This is a genomic window from uncultured Faecalibaculum sp. (genome assembly GCF_910588395.1).
In the GTDB taxonomy this organism is placed as follows: domain Bacteria; phylum Bacillota_I; class Bacilli_A; order Erysipelotrichales; family Erysipelotrichaceae; genus Faecalibaculum.
In genome coordinates this window covers 1-21,799 of record NZ_CAJUPA010000030.1, presented here as the reverse complement: position 1 = coordinate 21,799, position 21,799 = coordinate 1, and the positions used below count along the sequence as shown (strand labels likewise).

22 protein-coding genes are annotated in these 21,799 nt (G+C 53.5%); 12 read left to right on the top strand and 10 right to left on the bottom strand.

Annotated elements, in window-relative coordinates; translation table 11 throughout:
* Positions 1-101: 101 nt before the first annotated feature.
* From QZ305_RS08900 to QZ305_RS08890, 3 genes are all read right to left on the bottom strand, one after another.
* Entirely contained in the window at positions 102-1,544 is a 1,443-nt protein-coding gene (locus QZ305_RS08900) for a C69 family dipeptidase (RefSeq protein WP_294731391.1), read from the bottom strand.
* 217 nt (positions 1,545-1,761) lie between these two features.
* A complete protein-coding gene (locus tag QZ305_RS08895) occupies positions 1,762-2,583 on the bottom strand; it encodes a histidinol-phosphatase HisJ family protein (RefSeq protein WP_294731389.1) in 822 nt (273 codons plus the stop codon).
* Entirely contained in the window at positions 2,583-3,011 is a 429-nt protein-coding gene (locus tag QZ305_RS08890) for a low molecular weight protein-tyrosine-phosphatase (protein WP_294731387.1), read from the bottom strand. Before QZ305_RS08890 ends, QZ305_RS08895 begins: the two co-directional genes overlap by 1 nt.
* Before the next feature lie 179 nt (positions 3,012-3,190).
* Between QZ305_RS08890 and QZ305_RS08885 the strand changes: the two genes are divergently transcribed.
* Together QZ305_RS08885 and QZ305_RS08880 are read left to right on the top strand one after the other, a co-directional pair.
* Positions 3,191-3,790: a hypothetical protein gene (locus QZ305_RS08885; RefSeq protein ID WP_294731385.1), complete on the top strand. Its 600-nt coding sequence runs from the start codon at positions 3,191-3,193 to the stop codon at positions 3,788-3,790.
* A gap of 4 nt (positions 3,791-3,794) precedes the next feature.
* On the top strand, positions 3,795-4,037 hold the full coding sequence (locus QZ305_RS08880; protein WP_294731384.1) for a hypothetical protein: 243 nt from the start codon (positions 3,795-3,797) through the stop codon (positions 4,035-4,037).
* Between the two features lie 80 nt (positions 4,038-4,117).
* Here the strand turns inward: QZ305_RS08880 and QZ305_RS08875 are convergent, their stop codons facing one another.
* A complete protein-coding gene (locus QZ305_RS08875) occupies positions 4,118-4,726 on the bottom strand; it encodes a hypothetical protein (RefSeq protein WP_294731382.1) in 609 nt (202 codons plus the stop codon).
* Positions 4,727-4,804: 78 nt separating this feature from the next.
* Between QZ305_RS08875 and QZ305_RS08870 the strand changes: the two genes are divergently transcribed.
* Positions 4,805-4,999, top strand: a complete 195-nt coding sequence (locus tag QZ305_RS08870; RefSeq protein ID WP_294731380.1) for a hypothetical protein — start codon at positions 4,805-4,807, stop codon at positions 4,997-4,999.
* 156 nt (positions 5,000-5,155) lie between these two features.
* Positions 5,156-5,572: a hypothetical protein gene (locus QZ305_RS08865; RefSeq protein WP_294731379.1), complete on the top strand. Its 417-nt coding sequence runs from the start codon at positions 5,156-5,158 to the stop codon at positions 5,570-5,572.
* A gap of 39 nt (positions 5,573-5,611) precedes the next feature.
* On the opposite strand, the gene QZ305_RS08860 is transcribed toward QZ305_RS08865, so the two are convergent.
* Positions 5,612-5,962 carry a helix-turn-helix domain-containing protein gene (locus QZ305_RS08860; protein ID WP_294731378.1) on the bottom strand — a complete coding sequence of 117 codons (351 nt, stop codon included), beginning with the start codon at positions 5,960-5,962 and terminating at the stop codon, positions 5,612-5,614.
* A 278-nt stretch (positions 5,963-6,240) separates the two neighbouring features.
* Between QZ305_RS08860 and lon the strand changes: the two genes are divergently transcribed.
* A complete protein-coding gene (lon, locus tag QZ305_RS08855; protein WP_294731377.1) occupies positions 6,241-8,580 on the top strand; it encodes an endopeptidase La in 2,340 nt (779 codons plus the stop codon).
* 240 nt (positions 8,581-8,820) lie between these two features.
* Here the strand turns inward: lon and QZ305_RS08850 are convergent, their stop codons facing one another.
* Entirely contained in the window at positions 8,821-9,774 is a 954-nt protein-coding gene (locus tag QZ305_RS08850) for an L-lactate dehydrogenase (RefSeq protein ID WP_294731376.1), read from the bottom strand.
* 224 nt (positions 9,775-9,998) lie between these two features.
* Between QZ305_RS08850 and QZ305_RS08845 the strand changes: the two genes are divergently transcribed.
* Positions 9,999-10,616: a flavodoxin family protein gene (locus QZ305_RS08845; protein ID WP_294731374.1), complete on the top strand. Its 618-nt coding sequence runs from the start codon at positions 9,999-10,001 to the stop codon at positions 10,614-10,616.
* Between the two features lie 187 nt (positions 10,617-10,803).
* Here QZ305_RS08845 and QZ305_RS08840 read toward each other — a convergent pair whose 3' ends face one another.
* Positions 10,804-11,073, bottom strand: coding sequence for a hypothetical protein (locus QZ305_RS08840; protein ID WP_294731372.1), 270 nt, complete (start codon positions 11,071-11,073; stop codon positions 10,804-10,806).
* Between the two features lie 178 nt (positions 11,074-11,251).
* Between QZ305_RS08840 and QZ305_RS08835 the strand changes: the two genes are divergently transcribed.
* The 5 genes from QZ305_RS08835 (at position 11,252) to QZ305_RS08815 (ending at position 15,710) form a co-directional block, all read left to right on the top strand.
* Positions 11,252-12,151 (top strand): DMT family transporter, encoded by a 900-nt coding sequence (locus QZ305_RS08835; protein WP_294731370.1) that lies wholly within the window; start codon positions 11,252-11,254, stop codon positions 12,149-12,151.
* The gene (locus QZ305_RS08830; protein ID WP_294731368.1) at positions 12,148-13,332 is read left to right on the top strand and encodes a PolC-type DNA polymerase III; all 1,185 of its coding nucleotides are present in this window, start codon (positions 12,148-12,150) and stop codon (positions 13,330-13,332) included. The genes QZ305_RS08835 and QZ305_RS08830 overlap by 4 nt, the downstream gene beginning before the upstream one ends.
* A 234-nt stretch (positions 13,333-13,566) precedes the next feature.
* A complete protein-coding gene (locus QZ305_RS08825; RefSeq protein WP_294731366.1) occupies positions 13,567-14,841 on the top strand; it encodes a cation:proton antiporter in 1,275 nt (424 codons plus the stop codon).
* 117 nt (positions 14,842-14,958) lie between these two features.
* Positions 14,959-15,342 (top strand): hypothetical protein, encoded by a 384-nt coding sequence (locus tag QZ305_RS08820; protein WP_294731364.1) that lies wholly within the window; start codon positions 14,959-14,961, stop codon positions 15,340-15,342.
* The gene (locus QZ305_RS08815; protein ID WP_294731363.1) at positions 15,339-15,710 is read left to right on the top strand and encodes a Fic family protein; all 372 of its coding nucleotides are present in this window, start codon (positions 15,339-15,341) and stop codon (positions 15,708-15,710) included. Before QZ305_RS08820 ends, QZ305_RS08815 begins: the two co-directional genes overlap by 4 nt.
* A 36-nt stretch (positions 15,711-15,746) precedes the next feature.
* On the opposite strand, the gene QZ305_RS08810 is transcribed toward QZ305_RS08815, so the two are convergent.
* The 3 genes from QZ305_RS08810 to QZ305_RS08800 form a co-directional block, all read right to left on the bottom strand.
* Positions 15,747-16,769 carry a hypothetical protein gene (locus QZ305_RS08810; RefSeq protein ID WP_294731361.1) on the bottom strand — a complete coding sequence of 341 codons (1,023 nt, stop codon included), beginning with the start codon at positions 16,767-16,769 and terminating at the stop codon, positions 15,747-15,749.
* Positions 16,770-16,997: 228 nt separating this feature from the next.
* Positions 16,998-17,768, bottom strand: a complete 771-nt coding sequence (locus QZ305_RS08805; RefSeq protein WP_294731360.1) for a tyrosine-protein phosphatase — start codon at positions 17,766-17,768, stop codon at positions 16,998-17,000.
* 440 nt (positions 17,769-18,208) lie between these two features.
* Positions 18,209-19,768, bottom strand: coding sequence for an SIR2 family protein (locus QZ305_RS08800; protein ID WP_294731359.1), 1,560 nt, complete (start codon positions 19,766-19,768; stop codon positions 18,209-18,211).
* Positions 19,769-20,258: 490 nt separating this feature from the next.
* Here QZ305_RS08800 and QZ305_RS08795 point away from each other — a divergent pair, with 490 nt between their 5' ends.
* Positions 20,259-21,734, top strand: a complete 1,476-nt coding sequence (locus QZ305_RS08795; protein ID WP_294731358.1) for an LCP family protein — start codon at positions 20,259-20,261, stop codon at positions 21,732-21,734.
* The last annotated feature ends 65 nt before the right edge of the window (positions 21,735-21,799 follow it).

Genomic DNA, 21,799 nt, shown 5'->3' with positions numbered 1-21,799 from the left:
GGCAGCAGAAAACCGGCTCTGCGAGGGAGCCGGCTTTCTGTGCCGTTTCTGTCCGGTTTCGGTCTGATGAAGACAGTTTTCCGGATACTGGCGGCAGATCTTTATGCGTCGCTTCTGGAGAAGGCGTTTTTCATGTTGTTGGACAGGGTATACAGCACCTGTCCCAGGGCTTCCTGACTCGCTGCTTCTGCCATATCCGCCAGTTTCTGATTGGCTTCCATGCACAGCTTCTGCCGGGTTTCCTCATCCTTTGCAGCGGCAATCTGCGGATCGTAGACATCCAGGATCCGGTGAGATTCATTCATGGTTCGGTTCTGATACCGCTCGATGATGGACGCTGTCTGCCTGTCCACCGCATCAGCCATGGCCGCGATCAGCCGGCTGGTCCAGTAGAAGCTGTCGGTGTTTACTTCCATGGTGGTATCCGCCACATACGCCGGGGTGGCAGAGATGTGCTGATAGAACGGGATCAGGGCGTTGAATTCATTGGCCGCAAAAGACAGCCATTCCACGGAAGTGCCGTCGGCTTTCATCTGGCACAGTCCAAGGAATGCCGTCCGGTTGATGCCGATGGTGCGGAAGGCCCCGGCCATAGACATATCTCCGTGGTGCATGTAGGGATCGTAGGGTGTGCCCTGGTAATGACCAGCCAGGACATACCGGATGTCCTCCACGGTGATTTTCTTCTCCGGCACCAGGCACCAGGGAATGTCGTCGCTGTCTGGTTTGTAGTCCGCATCGGGGCCATCCCAGACGAAGGTATTCGGGTTGAAATACCGTTCCATCCACCAGGCTCTGGGGGTGTTGTAGGAATGGTCGGAATCCGCATGGCTGCCGAAAGCCGCCCGGGGATCAAACACATCCTGGGGATCCATGGACAGATCCAGGTGGTTTTTCTGAACGAACGCCTTCAGATCCGCCGAACACAGGCAGTTTTTCTGCGGACCGGCGGCATCTTCAAAATCAAAGTAGTCAATGCCCAGCTGGTTGGGGATCACCGCATAGGAGTTGTCCGGCACCCGTCGGGCCATCCAGTGGTGACCGCCGATGGTTTCCAGATACCACACTTCGTCCGGATCGGAGAAGCCGATGCCGCTCATCTCATAGGTTCCGTACTGTTCCAGGAGTTTCGCGGTATAGAGCACCCCTTCCCTGGCACTGTGAATATAGGGAAGGATGATGGTCACGAAGTCCTCTTCGCCGATTCCGGTTTCCACCAGCGGATCAGCCCCCAGTACTCCGGGATTGGAGGTGATGGTTTCCGTGGCACTCATGGCCACGGTGGCTGCATTGATTCCGGCTTCGGATTTGTATCCCGTGCCGGGTTCCACATTCGGGCAGCAGGTATAGCTCATGGGATCCGTCGGCAGGTCGATTTTCACATGGGATGTGACGGATTCATAGTGTTCGGGCTGCTGGTCCGGAGTAATCAGGACGTATTTTTTGACAGTGAATTTGCCGGCACCGGAATCATCGTTGCGCGCCATCATGGTGCTGCCATCATACGTGGCGTCTTTTCCGGCGAGAATGGTTGTACAGGGCATGGTGTTCCCTCCTTTGTCCGTTCCGCACGCTGTTGCTGCGGACAGCGGAATTCTTCAGAACTCCTGTAACAGAATCATAGCCCCGCATTCCCGGGACTTCAGGTATCCTGCCCATGGGCGGCGGACGGTGTCTGTCTGCTGCGGGAGACAGGCAAAAAAAGACAGCACGGCTGCTGTCTGTGAGGGTGCACTGCAATGGCGCAAAGTGGGAAAGCGCTCAGTCCCAGAGAGAGTCCGGCACAAACCCCTGTTCCGTGAGAACCATGACCTGGTCAAATCCCGCTGCCTTTGCCCGGTTTCGGGCGATGTCGAAGCCGCAGTCCAGATTGTCTCTGGCGTGACAGTCGGAGGTGATGCAGATTTTCCCGCCATGGGTCTGAATATACTTCAGCAGCAGCGCCTGCGGATAGGGCTCGCTGCGATAGCCTCGGGACATGGCACCGGTGTTGATTTCGAAAATCTTGTCCGCGGCAATCAGCTCGTCAATGGCTTCCATGGCCAGGTCCAGATAGGCAGGATCATCAAAGGGATGCAGGGCTTCCCCTTCGTTGTACTTCATGAGCAGATCCAGATGACCCACGATATCCGCTTCCGGCCGGTGGGCGATTTTCTTCAGTTCATTGTAATAAGCCCGGGCATAGGCGAGAAAATCTCCCTGGAAATCTGTCTGAATCATCTCACGGGTCAGCTCGGGACTGTAATCCACGGCTTTCCACTGACCGTCGGGCACGGGAATGAAGTGCACGGATGCGATCACATAGTCAAAAGCGGGATCCGCGTAGATGCGGCCGGTGAGATCTTCCTCGATGCCCAGCCAGATCTTCAGCCGATCCCCATACCGGGCCCGGGCTTCCAGAACCGAATAGATGTAGGCAGCTTCCCGTTCATCGTCCAGGGAACAGGCATCCAGGGGATGGGCATAGCCGTGGCTGGAGAATCCCAGGGAATCAAAGCCTTTGTCCAGGGCGGTTCTGACCAGTTCCTCCACGGTATCCTTTCCGTCACAGAACTGGCAGTGGGTGTGCAGGTTCTGTTTCATCAGCTGTTTGGCCCTTCTTCCAGAAGCCGGCTGATTCCCGTCACCAGATCCTGATATGTGGTTTCAAAGTCGCCGGTATACCAGGGATCGGCCACGTCCCGCTTTAGCAGTCGGAAGATTTTGTGCTCCGGATCTGCGGGGATGATGCGGCGTATGTTTTGCAGGTTGTTTTCATCCATGACCACAATGGCATCAAAGCGGTCATAATCTGCCGGTGTGACCTGCCTGGCGTGATGGGTGTCAAAGGGAATCCCGTGACGTGTCAGGGTCCGCCTGGCAGGGGGATAGAGATCTGCACCGATTTCCTCCCGGCTGGTGGCGGCGGAATCAAAGTGATAGTCTTCGGGATCGGCCATGGACCGGGCGATGTATTTGGCCATGGCGGAGCGGCAGATGTTGCCGTGACAGACAAAGAGCATGTTCTTCATGAGGGATCCTCCTGTGTCCTGCGTGCATATATGATTCATCTTAACAGACAGGCTTTCCGGATGCCAACGGCTGCCATCAGACAGATATTGTGAATCATTTCACGTATTCCGGTGTATTCCCGGCTCTCCGTGCTATACTGAAGACAGCACAAACGATGATGATAAGGAGTGATCACACTATGCTTCAGGAACGTACACTCGTCATGGAAGAACCGGCGTCGAATCCCCTGAAAGGAACCGGCACCCTGAAAGTGGGTCTGGTACTGCGGGCAGAAACCGGCAGCCCACTTCCCTATGAAGTGTTCTGGGCGGAATTCCATCAGCCCAAAGCCGAACTGGCTGCTTTCAGAAAGCTGCTGCAGCTGGAGCCGCTGACCAAGGAAGAGCTGTATTCCATCCGTCCCTATCATTTCAAGGACGTATACCTCACCCGGGAATCCGATGAAACCCTGAAAGATGCCACGGTTCTGGAACTGGCTTCCACCGCCTGGCTGCCTCTGGAGTTTGACAAAAGCTGGCAGGAGGATGTGGATGCCCTGCGGGCTTCCATCCAGGAACTGGATCAGGCGCAGTCAGAAACCGACTACTCTCTGGACCGTCCCCACTGGACGCAGGTGGAAGCCGGCAAACGCCTGAGTGATGCGGTGGATACCTGGGCCGCACAGCAGAGTCGCTTCATGCGGTTCTGGAAAGACAAGGTCCCCTTTGACAAGGACGAGACTTTCCAGCTGCTGGTGTCGGAAAACCTGATCCGCCACCCGGATTCCATCCGGTACTGAGCCCATGGATACGGAAAATCAGGCACTGTCCCTGGTGTGGAAGCTGAAGGACCAGCCCTTTGTGTATCTGGGAGAAGACAGCTTTTATCACGGAAAGACTGGTGTCTTCACGGTCCTGGAAGACATGAACTGCTGCGGTGCCACCGATGCCGTTCTCTTTGCCTTTCAGGCCCCGGACTGCCGGAAGGTGCTGGATGCAGAAGGCCTGCTGGCTTTTGTGCAGGACTGCCGCCCGGCGAACGAATAACGGAACAGACAGCTGACTGCCCGGCAGTCCAAAGAATCTGAAAAACCCCGGACTGGATGCGGTCCGGGGCTTTCCGGCTTTCAGCCGGCTGTATCGGTTTTGCCGGTGAGCACTTTGTGATAGATTCCGGCAAGCGCCTGCTTCTGCTGATCTGTCATCGCCGCTTCTTTGGCATCATGGCCTTCCACCGTCCCCTGGTGGCCGCCGGTGATTTCGCCGTTGTGAACCCGGATCACCAGAGGCACGTACAGCGTCAGTTCCCCGTCTTCATTATCCTTCATCCAGGGTTCGAGAAACGGCGTGATCCGCTCTTTCTGTGCGTCGTCGTACAGCCGTTTTTTGTCTTCATCCCGGGTTTTCACGTAAAAAATCTGCTGTCCGGTCTTTTCGGCTTCCTCCAGCAGCACCGGCACGGCTTCCTGGCACCAGGGACATTTCTCAAAGCCGAAATAATACACCCCGGGTGCCATGGACTCCAGGTACTGAATGGCCTGGTCAAAGGAAATCTCCGTCATGTCTTCCGCTTCTTCTGCCACAGCGGGGCTTTCGCAGGCTGTTTCCGTCTCCCCGCATCCCTGGTTCTCGGCGGTCTGCAAGGCGGGTGTTTCTGCCGCAGTGGTGCAGCCGGAGATCAGCAGGATCCCCAGCAGGCAGAGCGACAGCCGCTGGCTGAATCGATTGTGTTTCATTTTTCACCTTAACTTTCCCGGTTTGTCACTTTTTTTCGCGCCGGCTCTGATATGGTTCTGTCAGGAGGAAATCATATCATGAAATTTACCTGCAAACTGACCTGCGAGACGGAAGATCCCCGTCTGATCCAGTTCCTGGAGACGCATTCTCTGAACGAACTGTTCCACTTCCTGCTGTCCCAGTACATCGATGATCTCTGGACACTAATCGAGTCTCCGGCTTTCATGGAAGCGGAGGAAGCGGAGGAGGAAGAATCCCGGCAGCCGGACTGAACTGACACCCGCCGCTGAAAGCGGTTGCCGCTGTGGCAGGGAATGTGGAGCTGTCACCAGCTGAAACCGGCAGCAATCCGGCACATTTACGTTCTTCCGGCTGTGCTGTATTCTTTCCTTATTGCAGAAAAACAGAAATGGAAGGAGAACAGAACCATGCAGCATTCCATGTTCACCAGGCTGACCTGGCGGGCATTCTCCGGGCTGTTTGAAACCGCCGCCCGGGAGGTACTGGGAATCACCGACACCGGTTCCCTGATGGAAGCCACCTGGACAAACTACAGCCGGATCGTTTCCCATCTTCCGGATGTTGCCCTGTCAGGACGTGAATCCAGTCTGCGGCTCATCACAGCCATCTATCTTGCTTCGGTGATGAGCATGAACGAGTCATTCACCGAAGAACAGCTCGTGGCGTATTACGAATACGCCGTTCTTCAGCGTCATGTGACCGTCGCGGAACTCTCCCGGCTGTCCATCATGAAGAACCTGTGTTCCATGAGCGGCGGGCTGGCGGAAATGTTCAGCCAGTTCGGCCACAGCCATCTGACACCTCTGATCTGCCCGGTCTCCTAGAGAGCCGGGCGTTTTCTGTTTCCGGTCCCGCTGCCCGCTTCACTGCTCCGGTTTTCCGGCTTCTTCCTGAGCCAGCAGCACTTCTCCCCACTGGCAGAAGGCGTCCAGGACCGGAATCAGCTGCCGGCTCAGGGCCGACAGATGGTACTCCACCCGGGGTGGAATTTCATTGTACTGCACCCGGATCACCAGGCCCTCTTCCTCCAGCTCCTTCAGGGTGCTGGAGAGCATCATGTTGGTGATGCCCAGGGCGCGTTTGAGCTCGTTGTAGCGCAGTGTGCCGTTTTCGTTGAGCACATAAATCATGGGAATCTTCCATTTTCCTTCCAGTGCCCGGCAGGCCGCCCGCATGGGGCACGCCTCGCTGGCATAGACAATCATTTCCTTCATAAAGAAGTCACCTCGGGGTGATTGTATCATTTTGCACAGCAGGTATCAAAAACAGGAGCGGGTTTGAAAACCGGATCAGTGGAAGACCGGCGGTTTTCATCTTAAAGTATGAGCAGATATGAAAAGTAGGTGTATTGACAAAAACAGGACCAGATCATATAATTTGACAGTAACAATGGGAATTCTGCATTCTGTCTGCCCTGCCCAGGCCGCCTGGCGGCCGCATCGGCAGAGAAGGCGGGATTTTCATCAGGCACTTGGAAAGTAGAGGAAACGTAATGGAAATCGAAAACAAAAGTTATTCGGCTCCCGTGCTGCCGGTACCTGGCACGCTCCTGCTGCCTGGCACCACAATTCGACTCAAGGATTTGTCCAAAGCGGACATTCACCGGCTTCAGGAAGATCTGTTTGTGGCTGTGCCCATCCGCAGTGAATCCAGCCGGGATACATGGAAAGAAGAAGACTTCTATGGCTGCGGTGTGACGTGCATGATCACGTCGGTGGATGGCAGCGATGCCACGGCGGTGACGCTGCAGCGCGTGCAGATCACGCAGATGATCGCAGGGCGGTTCCCGGCGGCGGTGTATGAACTGGCTGCAGACCGGGAGGATCTGGATGAGCGGGCGGCGCAGGATATGCTGGGGTATATCCGGAATCTTGTGAAGGAGATCTCTGGTCACATCCGGGGCGGCGAGCGCATTGCCCGGATCGCAGAGGGATACGGGGATATCAACCAGCTGATCACGTATCTGGCGCAGTACATGCCGCTGTCGGCGCAGGAGCGCTTCGAGCTGCTGGAGACAGATTCCATAAAGGAACGCTGTCTGCATTTCATCGATCTGCTGCTGCGGCAGAAGGAAATGGTGGCGCTGAATCTGGAGATGCAGGAAAAGCTGTCGGGGGAAGCGTCCCGCTATTATAAGGAACAGGCGCTGCGCCGGCAGATCCAGGCGCTGCAGGAGGAACTGGAGGAGACAACGGGTTCTTCCGGGGAGCAGGACAAGGATGATTCCTTCGGGGCGCGGATCATGGCCAGCGACATGCCGGTTGAGGTCCAGGAAGCGATGCTGGAGGAGGCCCGGAAGCTGGAGAACCAGAGTCAGCCGGGTCCGGAAACGGACAACATCCGGACGTATCTGGAGTTCGCACTGTCGCTGCCCTGGAAGAAGGAGCCGGTGCAGGAAGCGGATCTGGACAAGGCCCGGGATATTCTGAATTCACGGCACTATGGCATGGACAAGGTCAAGGAACGGATCGTGGAGCATCTGGCTGTGATGCGGCTGCGGAAAAGCAGCAAGGGTTCGGCGCTGCTGCTGGTGGGGCCTCCGGGGACGGGCAAAACCTCTCTGGGCAAGTCCATCGCCGAGGCGCTGGACAGGCCTTATGTGCGGATGTCCCTGGGTGGTGTCCGGGATGAATCGGAGATCCGGGGGCACCGTCGGACGTATGTGGGATCCATGGCCGGACGTGTGCTGCAGTCGATGAAAAAAGCCGGGAAAACCAACCCGGTGATGATTCTGGATGAAGTGGACAAGCTGATGCAGGGCGGCTTCTCGGGGGATCCGGCGGCGGCGATGCTGGAGGTGCTGGATCCGGAGCAGAACGACACTTTCAGCGATCACTATCTGGATCAGCCCTATGACCTGTCGGATGTGTTCTTCATTGCCACAGCAAACAGTCTGGACACGATCCCCGGTCCGCTGCTGGACCGGATGGAGATCATTGAAGTTCCGTCGTATACCGGTGAGGAGAAATTCCACATCGCGAAGGACCACCTGATTCCGGAGGTGCTTGAGGATCACGGGATCCGGCAGGATCAGCTGATGATCAGCGAGGGTGCCATCGAAACACTGGTGGAAAACTACACAATGGAGGCCGGCTGCCGGGGGCTGAAGAAGCGGATCGCGGCGATTGCCCGGCATGAGTCGGAGAACATCCTGAAAAACGGAACGGTTCAGGTGGAATCGCAGGATCTGGAACGGATCCTGGGTCCTGTGAGTGCCCGGCACGAGAAGGTGAAGGACGCCAATCCGGCTGGTGTGGTGACGGGTCTTGCCTGGACGGCGGTGGGTGGCGAGGTGCTGTTCATCGAGACGACCGACATGCCCGGGTCCGGTCAGATGATTCTGACCGGGCAGCTGGGAGATGTGATGAAGGAATCCGCCAGGATCGCGCTGTCGCTGCTCAAGAGCCGGCTGCCGGTGGATGCCGGGCTGTTCAAGGACCGGGATCTGCACATTCACTTCCCGGCGGGGGCCACACCGAAGGATGGTCCTTCGGCGGGCATCACAATCTTCACCGCACTGGCTTCCCTGGTGACAAACCGTCCGGTGTCCAGCCGTCTGGCGATGACCGGTGAAGTATCGCTGTCGGGCAATGTGCTGCCGATCGGCGGTCTGCGGGAGAAGCTGTACGGTGCTGTCCGGGCGGGGATCACGAAGGTGCTGATCCCCTGGGACAACCGCCAGGATCTGCAGGAGGTTCCGGCTTCTGTGAAGGAAAAGCTGGAGATCATTCCGGTGCAGACGGTGGAAGATGTGCTGCGGGAAACGCTGGGCATCGCCCTGCCGCCTGTGGCTCCGGTGATGAATCCTGGAATTTCGGTGACGATTCTGTAGCAGCCAGACAAACTGCCGCCTGTGGGCGGGTGTCTGCCAGGCTGCTGCCAGGAAAGCGACTTCCAATGGTTGAGTCGCTGTCGGTCCAATGGGGCCGATGGTGCGCATGCCGGGCCGCTTCCATGGCGGTTCAGAAAATGCAAAACCGGCTGAGTGCCGCTGGCTTCCCGTATTCGGGGGCACAGAGCGGCTTCAGCCGGTTTTTTCTGTGGTTTCTTTCGGGCCTTTCGGACAGCTCTTTTAGAGATGAAGCTCGTCCTGGAATGACTTCATGATCTCGCCGGATGTCTTCAGTTTTTCCTGCTCGTCTGCGCTCAGGTCGATTTCCACGATTTCCCGGGCGCCGGTCTTGTCCAGAATCACGGGGACGGACAGGAACACATTGTCCTGCCCGTATTCTCCCTGCAGCAGCACCGACACCGGATAAATGCGGTTTTCGTTGAAGAGAATCGACTTGATGATTGCACAGGTGGCCGCCGCAATGCCGTAACAGGTATTGCCTTTGCGATTGAACACCTCCCAGCCCAGATTGATCACTTTGTCATGCAGTGTCTGGCGGGTGGTTTCCTTTGTCCGCTCCAGGTTGTCTTCCATGACCGCCGTCACCGGCTTGCCGCCAATCGTCGCAGAATCCCACAGCACCACTTCGCTGTCTCCGTGCTCCCCGCAGATGAACGCTTCCACGCTCTTGGGATCCAGATCATAGAGACCCGAGAGCTCTGCACACAGTCTTGCGGAATCCAGTGTCGTCCCGGAGCCGATCACCCGGTTTGCCGGCAGACCCGACAGCTTCCAGACATAATAGGACATGATGTCCACGGGATTGGAGACAATCAGGAACACCCCGTCAAATCCCGATGCCATGACACTCTCCGTGATGGACTTCATGATGTTCATGGAAGGTGCCAGCATCTCCAGCCGGTCATGGGCATCCTTGGGCATCGGCGCCGAAGCCGTGATCACCACCAGATCCGCGTCTTTGCACTCTTCATATCCGCCGCTGCGGATCTCGATGTTCCGGTTCATGAAGTACACCGCATGGGTCATGTCCAGTGCCTCCGCATAGGCCTTTTCCTCATTCCGGTCAATGAGCACGATCTGCTCGCAGAGTCCCTGGTTGAGAATCGTATAGGCGATGGTGCTGCCCACATTTCCGCAGCCCACGATCACCACTTTGCTGTCTTTGAAACTCATTTCGTTTCCTCGCTTTCCTGTATCCGTCCAGTAGATGATACCAGCCGCGGCCGCAGCAGGTGTCTGGCAGACACCCGGGAACCTCTTTCCTGTCTGGCTGCCGATGGCTGCCGGGGCTTCGGGCGGCGCAGAAACCCGGGGATTGCAGCAGCCGATCCGCCCTTTACAGGTTTGCTATGATAAAAGCAGATATGCACAGCAGCGAAGAAAGAAGGAACAAAATCATGAAAGTGCTGATTCTCAACGGAAGCCCGCATCCCCAGGGCAACACCGCCATCGGTCTGCGGGAAGCCGAAGCCGAGCTGAACAAAGCCGGTATCGAAACGGAATGGATCACGGTGGGCAGCCAGGATATCCGGGGCTGCATCGCCTGCGGGTACTGCAAGACCCACGGCGAATGTGTCTTCCATGACATCGTCAATGAACTGGCGCCGAAGTTCGAAGCAGCCGATGGCCTGCTGGTGGGAACTCCGGTCTACTATGCCCAGCCCAATGCCACGATTCTCGCCCTGCTCCAGCGGCTGTTCTACTCCACGCCTTTTGAAAAGCGCATGAAGGTGGGTGCCAGTGTGGTCTGCTGCCGCCGGGGCGGTGCCTCCGCCACCTTTGATGCCCTGAACAAGTACTTCACGATTTCCCAGATGCCCGTGGTCTCCAGCCAGTACTGGAACTCCATCCACGGCAGAACACCGGGAGAAGCCGCAGAGGACGAAGAAGGTAAGCAGACGATGCGGACCCTGGGCCGGAACATGGCCTTCCTGATGAAATCCATTGCCCTGGGCAAGGAAAGCATGGGGCTGCCGGAACAGGAGCCCGGCATCGCCACCAACTTCATCCGGTAACCCGCCGGCGGCTGTTGAAAGCATCCCGTCCGGCTGATCCGGACTTCATGCAGCCTCAGAGACTGTCTTGTGGCAAGGCAGTCTTTTTTCGTGTTCTGCCGTCTTTCAGGAGACCGGCATCTGTCTGATACCCAGGGCCATCGCCCATCACCGGTATTCACCAGAAGTGGATAAGGCGGCTGTCCGGTCATGTCCGCCGATGGGTCCTCTCCCAGCGTTTCCACAGTGCATGAAGTTCGTGCCACTGCTCTTTGTCCAGATGCCAGTCAAAGGCTGCGATGCATCCCTGCGCATCAAAGGCAACTCTGGCCGCCAGAATCTGGTCCCGGCCGTCTTTTTCCTCCAGAAACAGGATCCATTCTCCCTCCGTCAGCAGGACGGGGTACCGCTTCAAGATCCGGTTCTCTTCATTATATATGTACAGTTTCCGGTGATCCGGTGTGATTTCAATGTTCATGCTCCGGCTGAACCTCCTGTTTTCCTTCTGGATCCGTTCCTCATTTTCAGATCAGCGGCATCCGGCTGTCAACCGCTTCCGGCTGTTTGCCGTCAGCGGCTTCTCTTTTTCCCGCTGCGTTTTTCTCTCACGGTCAAACCCGCTTCGCAAGTCTGCTTTGCGGGGCTATCATAAAAGCATGTCCAGTAAACAAAAAGGAATCCTGTGCCTGGTGACATCCAGTTTCTGCTTCGCACTCATGAATGTGTTCATCCGGCTGGCAGGAGACATTCCTTCCATAGAAAAAACTTTCTTCCGCAACTTCATTGCCATGATCGTAGCCGGCGTTGCCATTGCCCGGGCCGGTCAGGGGTTCTCCTTCCGGAAACAGGACCTGGGGCTGCTCACCCTGCGGTCTGTCTGCGGGACCCTGGGCATGCTGGCCAACTTCTACGCCGTGGACCACATGCTTCTGGCAGACGCCACCGCCATCCAGAAACTGGTGCCGTTCTTCACGATCCTCTCCAGCTGGATCATCCTCAAAGAACGCATCAGGCCCTGGCAGTCCGGCCTGATCCTGCTGGCTTTCACCGCCAGCCTGCTGGTGGTCAAGCCCGGTTTCACCCCGGATCTGGGACCCGCCATCATACAGTTCTTCGGAGCGCTGGCCGCCGGTTTTGCCTACACCTATGTGCGCAAACTCACCCAGAACGGCGTATCCAAGCCCAAGATCATCTTTTTCTTCTCGGCCTTCTCCTGCATCGCAGTCATTCCGCTGATTGCCCTGGACTTCGTGATGCCCACCTGGCAGCAGCTGGCCATGCTGCTTTGCACCGGTCTGGCTGCCAGCGGCGGACAGTTCGCCATCACCTACGCCTATGGCTTTGCCCCCGCCAGCCAGATTTCCATCTACGACTACTCTCAGATCCTGTTCTCGGCACTCTTCGGTCTGGTGTTCTTCGGACAGCTCCCAGACTGGCTGAGCTGGATTGGCTACGGCCTGCTGATTGCCTGTGCCCTGGCAAACCTCATTCTTTCCAGCCGCCCGGGCAAACCTGCAGCCCCCGCGTCACCCGCATCAAAGGAGGCATCCGCATGACTCGCATTCTCATGGACATCTCACCGAAAATCCCGAAAAAGCGACTCCAGAAAATGCTCCGGGACTCAGACTATACCCGTGTGGGACAGGATGAATCCTGTGATCTGTTCATTGCCACCCAGGCAGCCACCGATCAGTCTGCACTGCGCCTGAAGCGGGATGAAGCGGTCCGGAATGGTGCCTGCATCCCGGTCATGGACGAATACGAACTCTATGCCCGCCTCTGGAAACCCGACTGTCTGGCCAATGTGCTGGAAGAACGGCTGGACGGCTCCCTGCGGGGGCGGATAATCTGCCTGGTGGGCAGTTTCTCGGACCAGGAAAAAGCCGCTGTGGAACAGGACGCCAGAAAGCACCGGGCGTTTCTCACCACTCATCCTGACAAAGCCACGCTTTTTGTCCTGGGACACAAAGCCAGTACCGAAGACCCGGAACTGTTTTCGCAGATGCTCCTGGAAAAAGCCCGGCGGCCCTATGTGAAAATCACCGGCAGGGCTACGCTCATGGAAAAAGCACAGGCTTCCCCAGGACAGAAAAAGAAACGCAAGGGCCCGGACATGCGCCGGCTGTACCACGGCAAGCCCAACCCGGACTCCTTCCCCGACCGCTACATCGCCCTGGACCTGGAAGCCACCAGCACCCACCCCAACAACAAGATCATTGAAATCGGCATGGTGCGGTATGTGAACGGCGAACCCCAGGAACGGTTCCAGAGCTTCGTGAACCCCCACCAGAAACTGCTTCCGGTGATCATGGATCTCACGGGAATCAGCGATGAAGAACTGGAATCCGCCCCGGATATCCAGGCACTCACCAGACCGGTCCTGCGGTTTCTTCAGGATGATCCGGTGATTGGTCACTCCGTCCAGAACGACATGAAGCTCCTGGCGGAGAACCTGAATCTGCCTCTGGACAACAACTACATCGATACCTGCAAACTGGCCATGACTCATCTGCCCGGGCGCAGCAAATTCAGTCTGCGGTCGCTGGCAGAGGATTACGGACTGACCAAATCCACCCACCGGGCGCTGGATGACGCAGTGACCAGCATGGAGCTGCTGGAGAAATTCCGGGAGCTTTTCGGCCCGGGCTCCGGGACAGCTTCCTGCAAAGAGGAAGCCGGAACGGATCACGCCGATGCGCCCGTGGCTGAGGCAGGGCTGGAGCCGGTGGCTGAATAAGATGCACATCCTGCGGAAGAAGGCGGCTTCTTCCGTTTTTACTGGGCTGCGGCGGCTGTCTGAAAGAGGATGCTGCCTGCAGAATGAGCCGATTTTCCGGCGTTTTCTTCCTTCGGAATTTGAAACCGCTCCCTATGGTGAATTATGTGACAGTTTCATCCACAGGGGTGCAAGTCATTCGTCATTGCGGGTTTTTTCTGTGATAATGCACGTGAATTACAGGAGGAGCATTCCATGGAGAGCTATCGTTATCTTTTTGACATTGCACTGATCCTTCTGGGTACCAAGCTGTTCGGAATTTTTTCCAAGAAGCTTCGGATGCCCGCGGTTGTCGGCGCCCTGGTTGCCGGCATCGTTCTGGGACCTGCGATGCTGAACCTGGTTGAACCCAACACCATCATCACCGCCTTGTCTGAACTGGGCGTTATCGTCATTATGTTTTCCGCTGGTCTGGAAACCAGTATCACCGATCTGCGCAGAGCCGGTTTCAAGGCGTTCATCATCGCCCTGCTGGGTGTGATCGTACCGCTGATTGTAGGATTCATCATTGGCATGTTCTACAACACGGGTCCCAAGGCCTGGATTGAGAATCTGTTCATCGGCGTGATCTTCACAGCGACTTCTGTGGGCATCACTGTGGAAACACTGAAGGAAATGCACTGCATGGCCACGGAATCCGGCAATACGATTCTGGCTGCAGCCGTTATCGATGATGTTCTGGGCATCATCTGCCTGACCCTGGTCACGGGCATGGCGGATTCTTCTGTCAACATCGGCGTGGTTATGCTCAAGATTCTGGGCTTCCTGGTCTTTGCCGTGGTTGTGGGCATTGTGATGCACAAGTTCTTCGCCTGGTGGTTTGCTCATGACAACAACAATGGTCTCCAGCGCTACTCCATCATCTCCTTCGCATTTGCCCTGATCATGGCCTGGGCTTCCGAATATTTCTTCGGTGTGGCGGATATCACCGGTGCCTTTGTGGCTGGTCTGATTATTTCCGGCACGAAACAGTGCAGCTATGTAACCCGCCGGATCAACACTATGAGCTACATGCTGATTTCTCCGATTTTCTTTGCGAGTATCGGCCTGAAGCTGGAGCCCTTCCAGTTCTCCTGGGGACTCATAGAGCTGATTCTGGTGCTGTGCATCGGCGCTGTGCTGACCAAGGTCATCGGCTGCGGCGGCGGTGCCCTGCTGTGCAAATACACACCGAAGCAGTCACTGCGGATTGGCTGCGGCATGATTTCCCGTGGTGAGGTGGCACTGATTGTTGCCAACAAAGGCATGGCGCTGGGCATTCTGAATGAGTTCTTCGTCACGCCGATTCTGCTTTGCGTGGTATTCACCACGGTGATCACGCCTGTATTCCTGAAGCTGGTTTACAAGCACGATGACGATGACATGGATTTCCTGTCTGCCAGGGAAGCCAAAGAACAGAAAGAGCGGATCACGGAAGTCATGGAGAACCCCATGACAGATCAGAACGCTCCGGCAACCAACTTCCAGTAACGAATCTGATGCAGCTGCTCCCGGCTTTGGCCGGGGGCTTTTTTCCATCAGCCGCCTATCTTCGACTGACGATGGAAGCTGGCCGGAATCCCAAAATCCCCCTGCTATGCTGATTGCATGGATATACAGAATTTGAAAGCTGAACTGCTTCGACAGATGAAAGACCGGGAAAAAGGAAATCTGTATCACTGGACGCAGACAAATTTTGCCTATCATTCCAACCGCATGGAAGGAAGCCGGATCACACCGGATCAAACAGAAATGCTTTTCGAGGATCAGACTTTCCTGGTGGAGCAGAATGAACCAGTGCGGCTGGACGATCTGGTGGAGGTTCGAAATCACTTCCGGCTCTTTGATGAAATGCTGCGATCACTGAATGAGCCACTGTCACGGGAAATGATTCTGAAAATGCACGAAATTCTTAAGCGTGGTACTGCCGATGAAGAGAAACCCTGGTTGGGTGCAGGTCAGTTCAAAACGGTCTCAATCAAATTGGCATGATCGATCCTGTCAGCACCACACCTCCTGAACAAGTGGAAGCCGAGCTGGCACAGCTGCTGGAAGAATACCACCGGGTCGGGCATCCTTCCTTCCCGGATCTGCTGGATTTCCATATCCGGTTTGAGCGGATCCATCCCTTCAGTGACGGGAATGGCCGGATTGGGCGAATCATTCTATTCCGGGAATGTCTGCGCCATAACATGTGTCCATTTATCATTCTGGATCAGAACCGGGCTTTCTATATTCGGGGCCTTCAGGAGTATGACCGTGAACCCGGTTATCTCAGGGATACCTGTCTTCTGGCACAGGATCAGTATCTGGCTGCAGCAGAGCAGTTTCTGGTGAGTATTCAGAGCCTGAATCAATAATGATGAGTGAAAAAACGGCAAGCAGCCGTTTTTTCACTATTTTCCGGTTTCCCATGCCTTCCGGATCTGCTCACCTGCATCATCATCAAAGCTGGCATTCTCCGCCACAGACAGTGACTCTCCCAAACCCGCTTCCATCAGCATTTTCCTGTACATTTCATTCTGCTCCCGCAGTTTCTGCAGTTTCTCATCAGACTTCTGCAATTTCTCATCCATCTCCGCCTTCATCCTGTTGTATTTCTCTTCCTCACTGCGATGGAACCATTGAAACTGGGCATCACTGTATTCATCCAGAACCTTTTCCGTCTCCACTGTCATCGGTATCCCTTCTTTCTCTAAATAATCGTACTGCTTTTCCTTATCCTCGTCACACCGGAAAATAAAGCCCAGGCACTGTACCGCCTCCTCTTCATGATCCATCCAGTCCGGGCCCAGCCCGATGATCCGGTATGTAATGACTCCATCCAGCCTGCTTTTCATGGCTTTCGCACTGCCTGTCTCTCTTCCCACATCAATCTTCGTTTTCCCCGGATAACTGATCACCCAGGTTTCTCGCTCATAGGGCAGGATCCAGAGCGCGATCACCGGTTTCAGATCCTGATACCGGTCTCCTGCATATCCCGCCTGATCGTCTTTCTGTGAATCCAGCATCCGGGCAATATAGGAATACACTCTGCCGCTGAACCAGCTATAGGATTCCACTTTGTTCTGCACTTCGACATTCACCAGGAAAGCGCCTGGTTCCACTTCCACCACTTTCAGAATGATGGAGTCAAACTGCATCACACCCGTTTTGGGATTCTCATTATTTCGATTGGTCAAATCGTTCCGCAGATGCTTCTTCCTGCCAGGATCCGCTTTGTCGCTGCTGCGGGGCAGTTCTCTGCGCAGCCGCTCTTCAAGCTCTCCCAGAGGCTCGGGGAACTGCTCCGGAAAGCATTTCTTCAGGATCAGTGCCAGCATGCGGGGCAGGTTCAGGATCTGGATGGCATTCTGGTTCAGGCGCATCAGTCCATCCAGATCCATGGCTCTGCCTTCAGGGGTTTTCTCTGTGGTCATGGCTTCCTCCTTGAACATTCGATATCTTATTGTGAACATATTGTACTCTGCAGAATCTCTGATTCGGTCCGGACTCAGACATGATAACGGTTATTTCTACCAATTGTGAATATATCCCCGAACTCATCAACTTCCATCCTTATCTACCCCACACATGCAACAGGTCGCAATCCTGCATTCCGTAAAAAAGAGACAGCCTCACTGACTGTCTCCTTTATGCACATATCCTCAGAAAAACAGGAACCGCTTTTTCCGCCTCGTCGCCGGTACCTCCAGCACCGGCTTGTCCCGCAGAATCCGCCCCGGATTTTCCACCAGCAGCAACTCCGCCACCTCTTCTCCATTCCGGGACGTGATCTCGTCATACACATCCGACAGCCGGGTAATTCTGCTCCCGTCTGTCCGGTGCGTATCCGTCGCCACCACATCCGCCAGGCCCTGATCCACCAGCCGCCAGGCATTCTTCTGAATCGTCTTTCCGTGCATTCCCATCAGACTCGTGCGGTTCACCTGAATCACATACCCCGCGTCCCGCCACTCCTCAATGATCTCCTCATCCAGACCCTCCGGAAAATACCGCTCCACATGGGCAATCACCGGAATCAGCTTCTTCATCTCCAGCTCATACAGCGGATCCTGGTAAAAATCAATGTCATGCAAATCCCGCCGGACATCATATTCACACAGCTGATAGTGCGTTCCTTCATACGGCCGGACAAACCCCGAAGCAATCGCCTCCATGGACGCACGGTTCATGAACAGCTCCGCCCCCGTCCGGATCATCACACCCTCCCGGCGCCCCAGTTCCTTCAGTTCCTCCTGCCGGGCCGCAATCACCGCCAGATCCGTCGTCCCCGGAATCATATGCGGAGTCGACGCAATCGTGCCAATCCCGTCTTCCGCCGCCATCATCAGCGCCTTCTGCGCCTGGTCCCTGGACGGAATGCCGTCATCTATATCCCACGCCACATGGGAATGAATGTCTGTAAACTTCTTCATAACCTGACTATATCACGACTCAAACAGGGAGACTCCGTTCATTTTGCGATTACTTTCTAACCACCACAGAAAACCTACCCTGCCGATGGTGGCTGACGCCGCCCGGGCTTCATACCTTGGTACTATTTGGATTGAGTAACTTCGCTACTATGCATACATTCACAGGTTATATACACCTATTGTCTTATATCAACTCTTTACGCTTATCAGATAATTTGCAGACTGCTTTGCTTGCTTCTCCAAATCACCTGTAATAAATAAAAACGCATGTGACAAGAAATCTTAGAAGGTTTCACCATAAATCACGACCATGAAACCACGAAACCGAGTCTTTCTTCGTGACTTTCTCTTATAACTCTGATACTCTTGAAACATAAAAAGGATGGACGAATTGGGATATACCTCTATTAATTAGAGAAAACCAACCGTTGCATCCTTTTTTACTTATTTCTCATAAAATCAATATAGCAGACAATTTTAGTTATATTCGTTTTTTGAGGCAATTCCCGCAGCCGTCCCCAATTACTCTTGATATAGGTTTCTACCTCTCCGATGGGCAATGATTTCAAAGAGAAAAATAGTTTATTAATAATATCCTGAAAATTAGTAGTCTCGTTCGTTATCTGCGCCACATCTGTATAGTTAAGCGGTTTTTTCTTAAGCCGTTTTTTGTCACTCGCTGAATATAGGTCATCAAGCTCTTGGATTATTTTATTATCCAGCCATGAATCGAGCCTGGGATTCCCTAATTTCTTCCAATATCCATACAAAGGTAATTTACTGTTATTGAATTTTGATTTATTCTTCAGAATACCCAAATTAATCAGATTTTCCGGATCGTAGGCTCCATTATCAAATAGGACATCCTCACAAATATCACTTAGGTCAAGTGCGAGATAACCTTGAGAAGCAATTCTATTCTGATTTGTAATAGAAATTGCCAAATCAGAATTCTCCAGCTTGGGATCCTCCAACCCCATTAAATGGACATTCATGACAGATGGTTTTGCGGTCTCTACCAGTTCGTGGATCATACCTTGAATCCTTCTCAAAGTACCGACATCAATGCGGTCTGTAATGCTCCCAAAACAGTCATACAAACCTTTATAATCTACAAGCCGAATCACAGTCATATCAATACCTGCAATGGTTTTTTCTATCATGTCCTCGATTCCATCTTCAGCGTATTCAATAAAAATCATTTTTTCGCGGAATCTTTTTTTGTTTTCAGACGATATACAAGTCTCAATATCATTCAGAATTTTTATTATATTTGAATCGGACAGACTATAACCAATGAAGATAACAGGATTCTCAACAAACATGGTTAAAAGCTTGGAGGACAAAAATTTTGCTTTCCTATCAAACTGATCATAGTCTTCTTTGGTAAGAACTATAGAATCAGGGTTGGAAATACCTCCATGTATCTTATAAATATTCCCCATTTGAAGAATTGAGTCGTTCAATGCATCTTCCTGGCCAATCAGTACCTTATAACCACTGAAAAATGTCTCTAAAAACGAATCGTAGTTTGTTGTAATAAAATTCGATACTCTATTGTCCAGAGTCAAAAGTGAAACTGCTTCATCGCGTAGAGCAGGCGTTTCTTCAACAGTATCCGTAAGATATTTTGTAACAGCCAGTTTAAATGGATCAGTAACTGTATCTGGATTCTCTACAGATTCTTTCAACTCCGATTCAAATAGAGAATCTGCAAAAAACTGATCGTTGTATTCCCTCCTGATTAAAGTGGCAATATACGGGTACAGCGAATCAGGGCTCCATTCCATTTTCCGAATATGCTCACTAGCTCGGTTCTTATAATATTTCCAGGAATACGGATTCTCTGGCCGATTCTTTCGTGCAAATACTTTGAGCAACTCCTCCCATCTGGGCGACGATAAATATCTTTTGGACATACCTGCTCCGAAGAATACAACTGGTCTTGTTGTAAATTCCTGAAATTTATTCTTGATAAAAACTTCGATTCTAGACTCCATTAATGCTCCTCCCAATCTGATATAGCTATATTCTCTATGAATTGTAAGCCGGCTAACCACCAAATTCAACTAATTGTTTCCTTAACTGGAGGGCACTTTGCTTGGACCGTATATTATTTATTACGATTTATTTTATCTTATATATCTATGGATTATCTAATTCGATTAGATCATCGCAATAAATAATTAAACTCACAAGGAATACATCTTCTCTTTCAATCAATTCACTTCCCAACTGGTAGGCTCTGCCAGTGGACATTGATACCCCAATACTCAAGATGCAGCCAGCTCCGGACACTTTTGTAAATTTCCAAAACCACAATAATTATGCAACACCAGGGACTATTATCAACATTTTTCCCAAATCAAGTCATCCAGTTTCTTTTTCGTTTATTTCTTCAAAGAAACTCTAATTTTCCCGGACGCAATTTGAAATCACCGCCAATGCATTCTACAATGAATGAATGAACAAGAAACAAGGAGATATGATATGAAGCCTTTGTGGAAAAGGCCCGGTTTGTATGTGTCCATCCTGACCGGCCTGATGACAGCTTTCTTCGTCTATGAACTGTATAAACTGAGCGTTCTGCCTGCCGCCATTCTGGCAGGCATCATCCTCACCGTCGTGCTCATGTGGGTTCTCTCCGCCATCTGTCTGATCTGGGAAGACCTGCATCTGGCCTGGCGGATCATCGGCGGTCTGCTCGCTGTATGCCTGGCCCTGACATCCGGAATCGGGATGTATTACGCCAATGCCGGCAACAAAACCCTGGAACAGCTCAGTGACCAGGACGGAAAATCCATCGTCGCTGTCTACGTTCTGAACAACTACGTCATTGAAGACGCAAAGGATCTGGAAGGACGGAAACTGGGTGTTCTGAAAACCATGAGTGCCCAAGGAACCGATATCTGTCTGGAAGAACTGAAAAAAGCCGGTGTGAACGTAACAACAGAAGAATTCGACTCCAGCTACCGCATGACCCAGGCGCTCAAAGGCCAGTCCATTGACGGTATGATTCTGGACCAGGGCTACCTGGACACCCTGCTGGAAATGCCCGGCATGGAGAACCTCGATGAAGAAATCGTCCCAGTCGTACAATATTATTATGATGCGCCGAAAACCAACACCGCCGAAAACGTCAATACGGCTCTGGAACCCTTCACTGTGTATATCAGCGGCATTGACACCCGGGAGAACAAACTCCTGCGAAACAGCCGGAGCGATGTAAACCTGCTGGCCACCGTGAACCCGGAAACCCATGAAATCCTGCTGGTATCCATTCCCCGGGACTATTACGTGGAAACCGTCTGTGATGCAGACATGGGCTGCATGAACGGTGCCAAAGACAAGCTGACCCACACAGGTCTGCATGGTCCGGAAACCACAGAAATGACACTGGAAAAACTCTTCGATATCAGCATCAACTACAACGTCCGGGTAAACTTCTCCAGCCTCGTCAACGTGGTGGATGAACTGGGCGGTGTGGAGCTGTACAACCCCAATACCTTCACATCCCTGCACGGTAATTACTATTTCAAGGAAGGTGATGTAAAGCTGACTGGTGATCAGGCACTTGGGTTTGTCCGGGAACGTTACAGCTTTGCCGATGGTGACCGGGAGCGGGGCCGAAACCAGATGCGGGTGCTGACAGCGATCATCAATAAAATGATGTCTCCGAAAATTCTGACCAACTTCACCGGCATCATGAATTCCCTGTCCAGCTCCTTTGAAACCAATATGAGCGACAAGGACATCAAGGCGCTGGTACAGGCTCAGCTGGCAGATCCAGCCAAATGGGATATTTACTCCTACAGCGTGACCGGTACCGGCGGTACTGATTATGCGGCGGAGCTGGGAGACAATGCCTATGTCATGTATCCTGATCAGACATCTGTGGACAATGCGAAAGCAGACATCAAAGCCGTGCTTAACGGTGAACCGGCACCCTTTGTGAATCCGCAGTAAGCATTATCTGATAATCGAGTAGAGAGGAACAGGTTAGTGCTGCCCCTCCCTCTCACACCACCGTA

Excerpts from the sequence above, each read along its gene's own strand:
- QZ305_RS08880 (WP_294731384.1), top strand. The coding sequence starts at position 3,795 with ATGGATACGGAAAATCAGGCACTGTCCCTGGTGTGGAAGCTGAAGGAC.
- lon (WP_294731377.1), top strand. The coding sequence starts at position 6,241 with ATGGAAATCGAAAACAAAAGTTATTCGGCTCCCGTGCTGCCGGTACCT.
- QZ305_RS08865 (WP_294731379.1), top strand. The coding sequence starts at position 5,156 with ATGCAGCATTCCATGTTCACCAGGCTGACCTGGCGGGCATTCTCCGGG.
- QZ305_RS08800 (WP_294731359.1), bottom strand. The coding sequence starts at position 19,768 with ATGGAGTCTAGAATCGAAGTTTTTATCAAGAATAAATTTCAGGAATTT.
- QZ305_RS08895 (WP_294731389.1), bottom strand. The coding sequence starts at position 2,583 with ATGAAACAGAACCTGCACACCCACTGCCAGTTCTGTGACGGAAAGGAT.
- QZ305_RS08885 (WP_294731385.1), top strand. The coding sequence starts at position 3,191 with ATGCTTCAGGAACGTACACTCGTCATGGAAGAACCGGCGTCGAATCCC.
- QZ305_RS08900 (WP_294731391.1), bottom strand. The coding sequence starts at position 1,544 with ATGCCCTGTACAACCATTCTCGCCGGAAAAGACGCCACGTATGATGGC.
- QZ305_RS08830 (WP_294731368.1), top strand. The coding sequence starts at position 12,148 with ATGACTCGCATTCTCATGGACATCTCACCGAAAATCCCGAAAAAGCGA.
- QZ305_RS08850 (WP_294731376.1), bottom strand. The coding sequence starts at position 9,774 with ATGAGTTTCAAAGACAGCAAAGTGGTGATCGTGGGCTGCGGAAATGTG.
- QZ305_RS08805 (WP_294731360.1), bottom strand. The coding sequence starts at position 17,768 with ATGAAGAAGTTTACAGACATTCATTCCCATGTGGCGTGGGATATAGAT.
- QZ305_RS08820 (WP_294731364.1), top strand. The coding sequence starts at position 14,959 with ATGGATATACAGAATTTGAAAGCTGAACTGCTTCGACAGATGAAAGAC.
- QZ305_RS08815 (WP_294731363.1), top strand. The coding sequence starts at position 15,339 with ATGATCGATCCTGTCAGCACCACACCTCCTGAACAAGTGGAAGCCGAG.
- QZ305_RS08810 (WP_294731361.1), bottom strand. The coding sequence starts at position 16,769 with ATGACCACAGAGAAAACCCCTGAAGGCAGAGCCATGGATCTGGATGGA.
- QZ305_RS08795 (WP_294731358.1), top strand. The coding sequence starts at position 20,259 with ATGAAGCCTTTGTGGAAAAGGCCCGGTTTGTATGTGTCCATCCTGACC.
- QZ305_RS08860 (WP_294731378.1), bottom strand. The coding sequence starts at position 5,962 with ATGAAGGAAATGATTGTCTATGCCAGCGAGGCGTGCCCCATGCGGGCG.
- QZ305_RS08835 (WP_294731370.1), top strand. The coding sequence starts at position 11,252 with ATGTCCAGTAAACAAAAAGGAATCCTGTGCCTGGTGACATCCAGTTTC.
- QZ305_RS08845 (WP_294731374.1), top strand. The coding sequence starts at position 9,999 with ATGAAAGTGCTGATTCTCAACGGAAGCCCGCATCCCCAGGGCAACACC.
- QZ305_RS08870 (WP_294731380.1), top strand. The coding sequence starts at position 4,805 with ATGAAATTTACCTGCAAACTGACCTGCGAGACGGAAGATCCCCGTCTG.
- QZ305_RS08840 (WP_294731372.1), bottom strand. The coding sequence starts at position 11,073 with ATGAACATTGAAATCACACCGGATCACCGGAAACTGTACATATATAAT.
- QZ305_RS08825 (WP_294731366.1), top strand. The coding sequence starts at position 13,567 with ATGGAGAGCTATCGTTATCTTTTTGACATTGCACTGATCCTTCTGGGT.
- QZ305_RS08875 (WP_294731382.1), bottom strand. The coding sequence starts at position 4,726 with ATGAAACACAATCGATTCAGCCAGCGGCTGTCGCTCTGCCTGCTGGGG.
- QZ305_RS08890 (WP_294731387.1), bottom strand. The coding sequence starts at position 3,011 with ATGAAGAACATGCTCTTTGTCTGTCACGGCAACATCTGCCGCTCCGCC.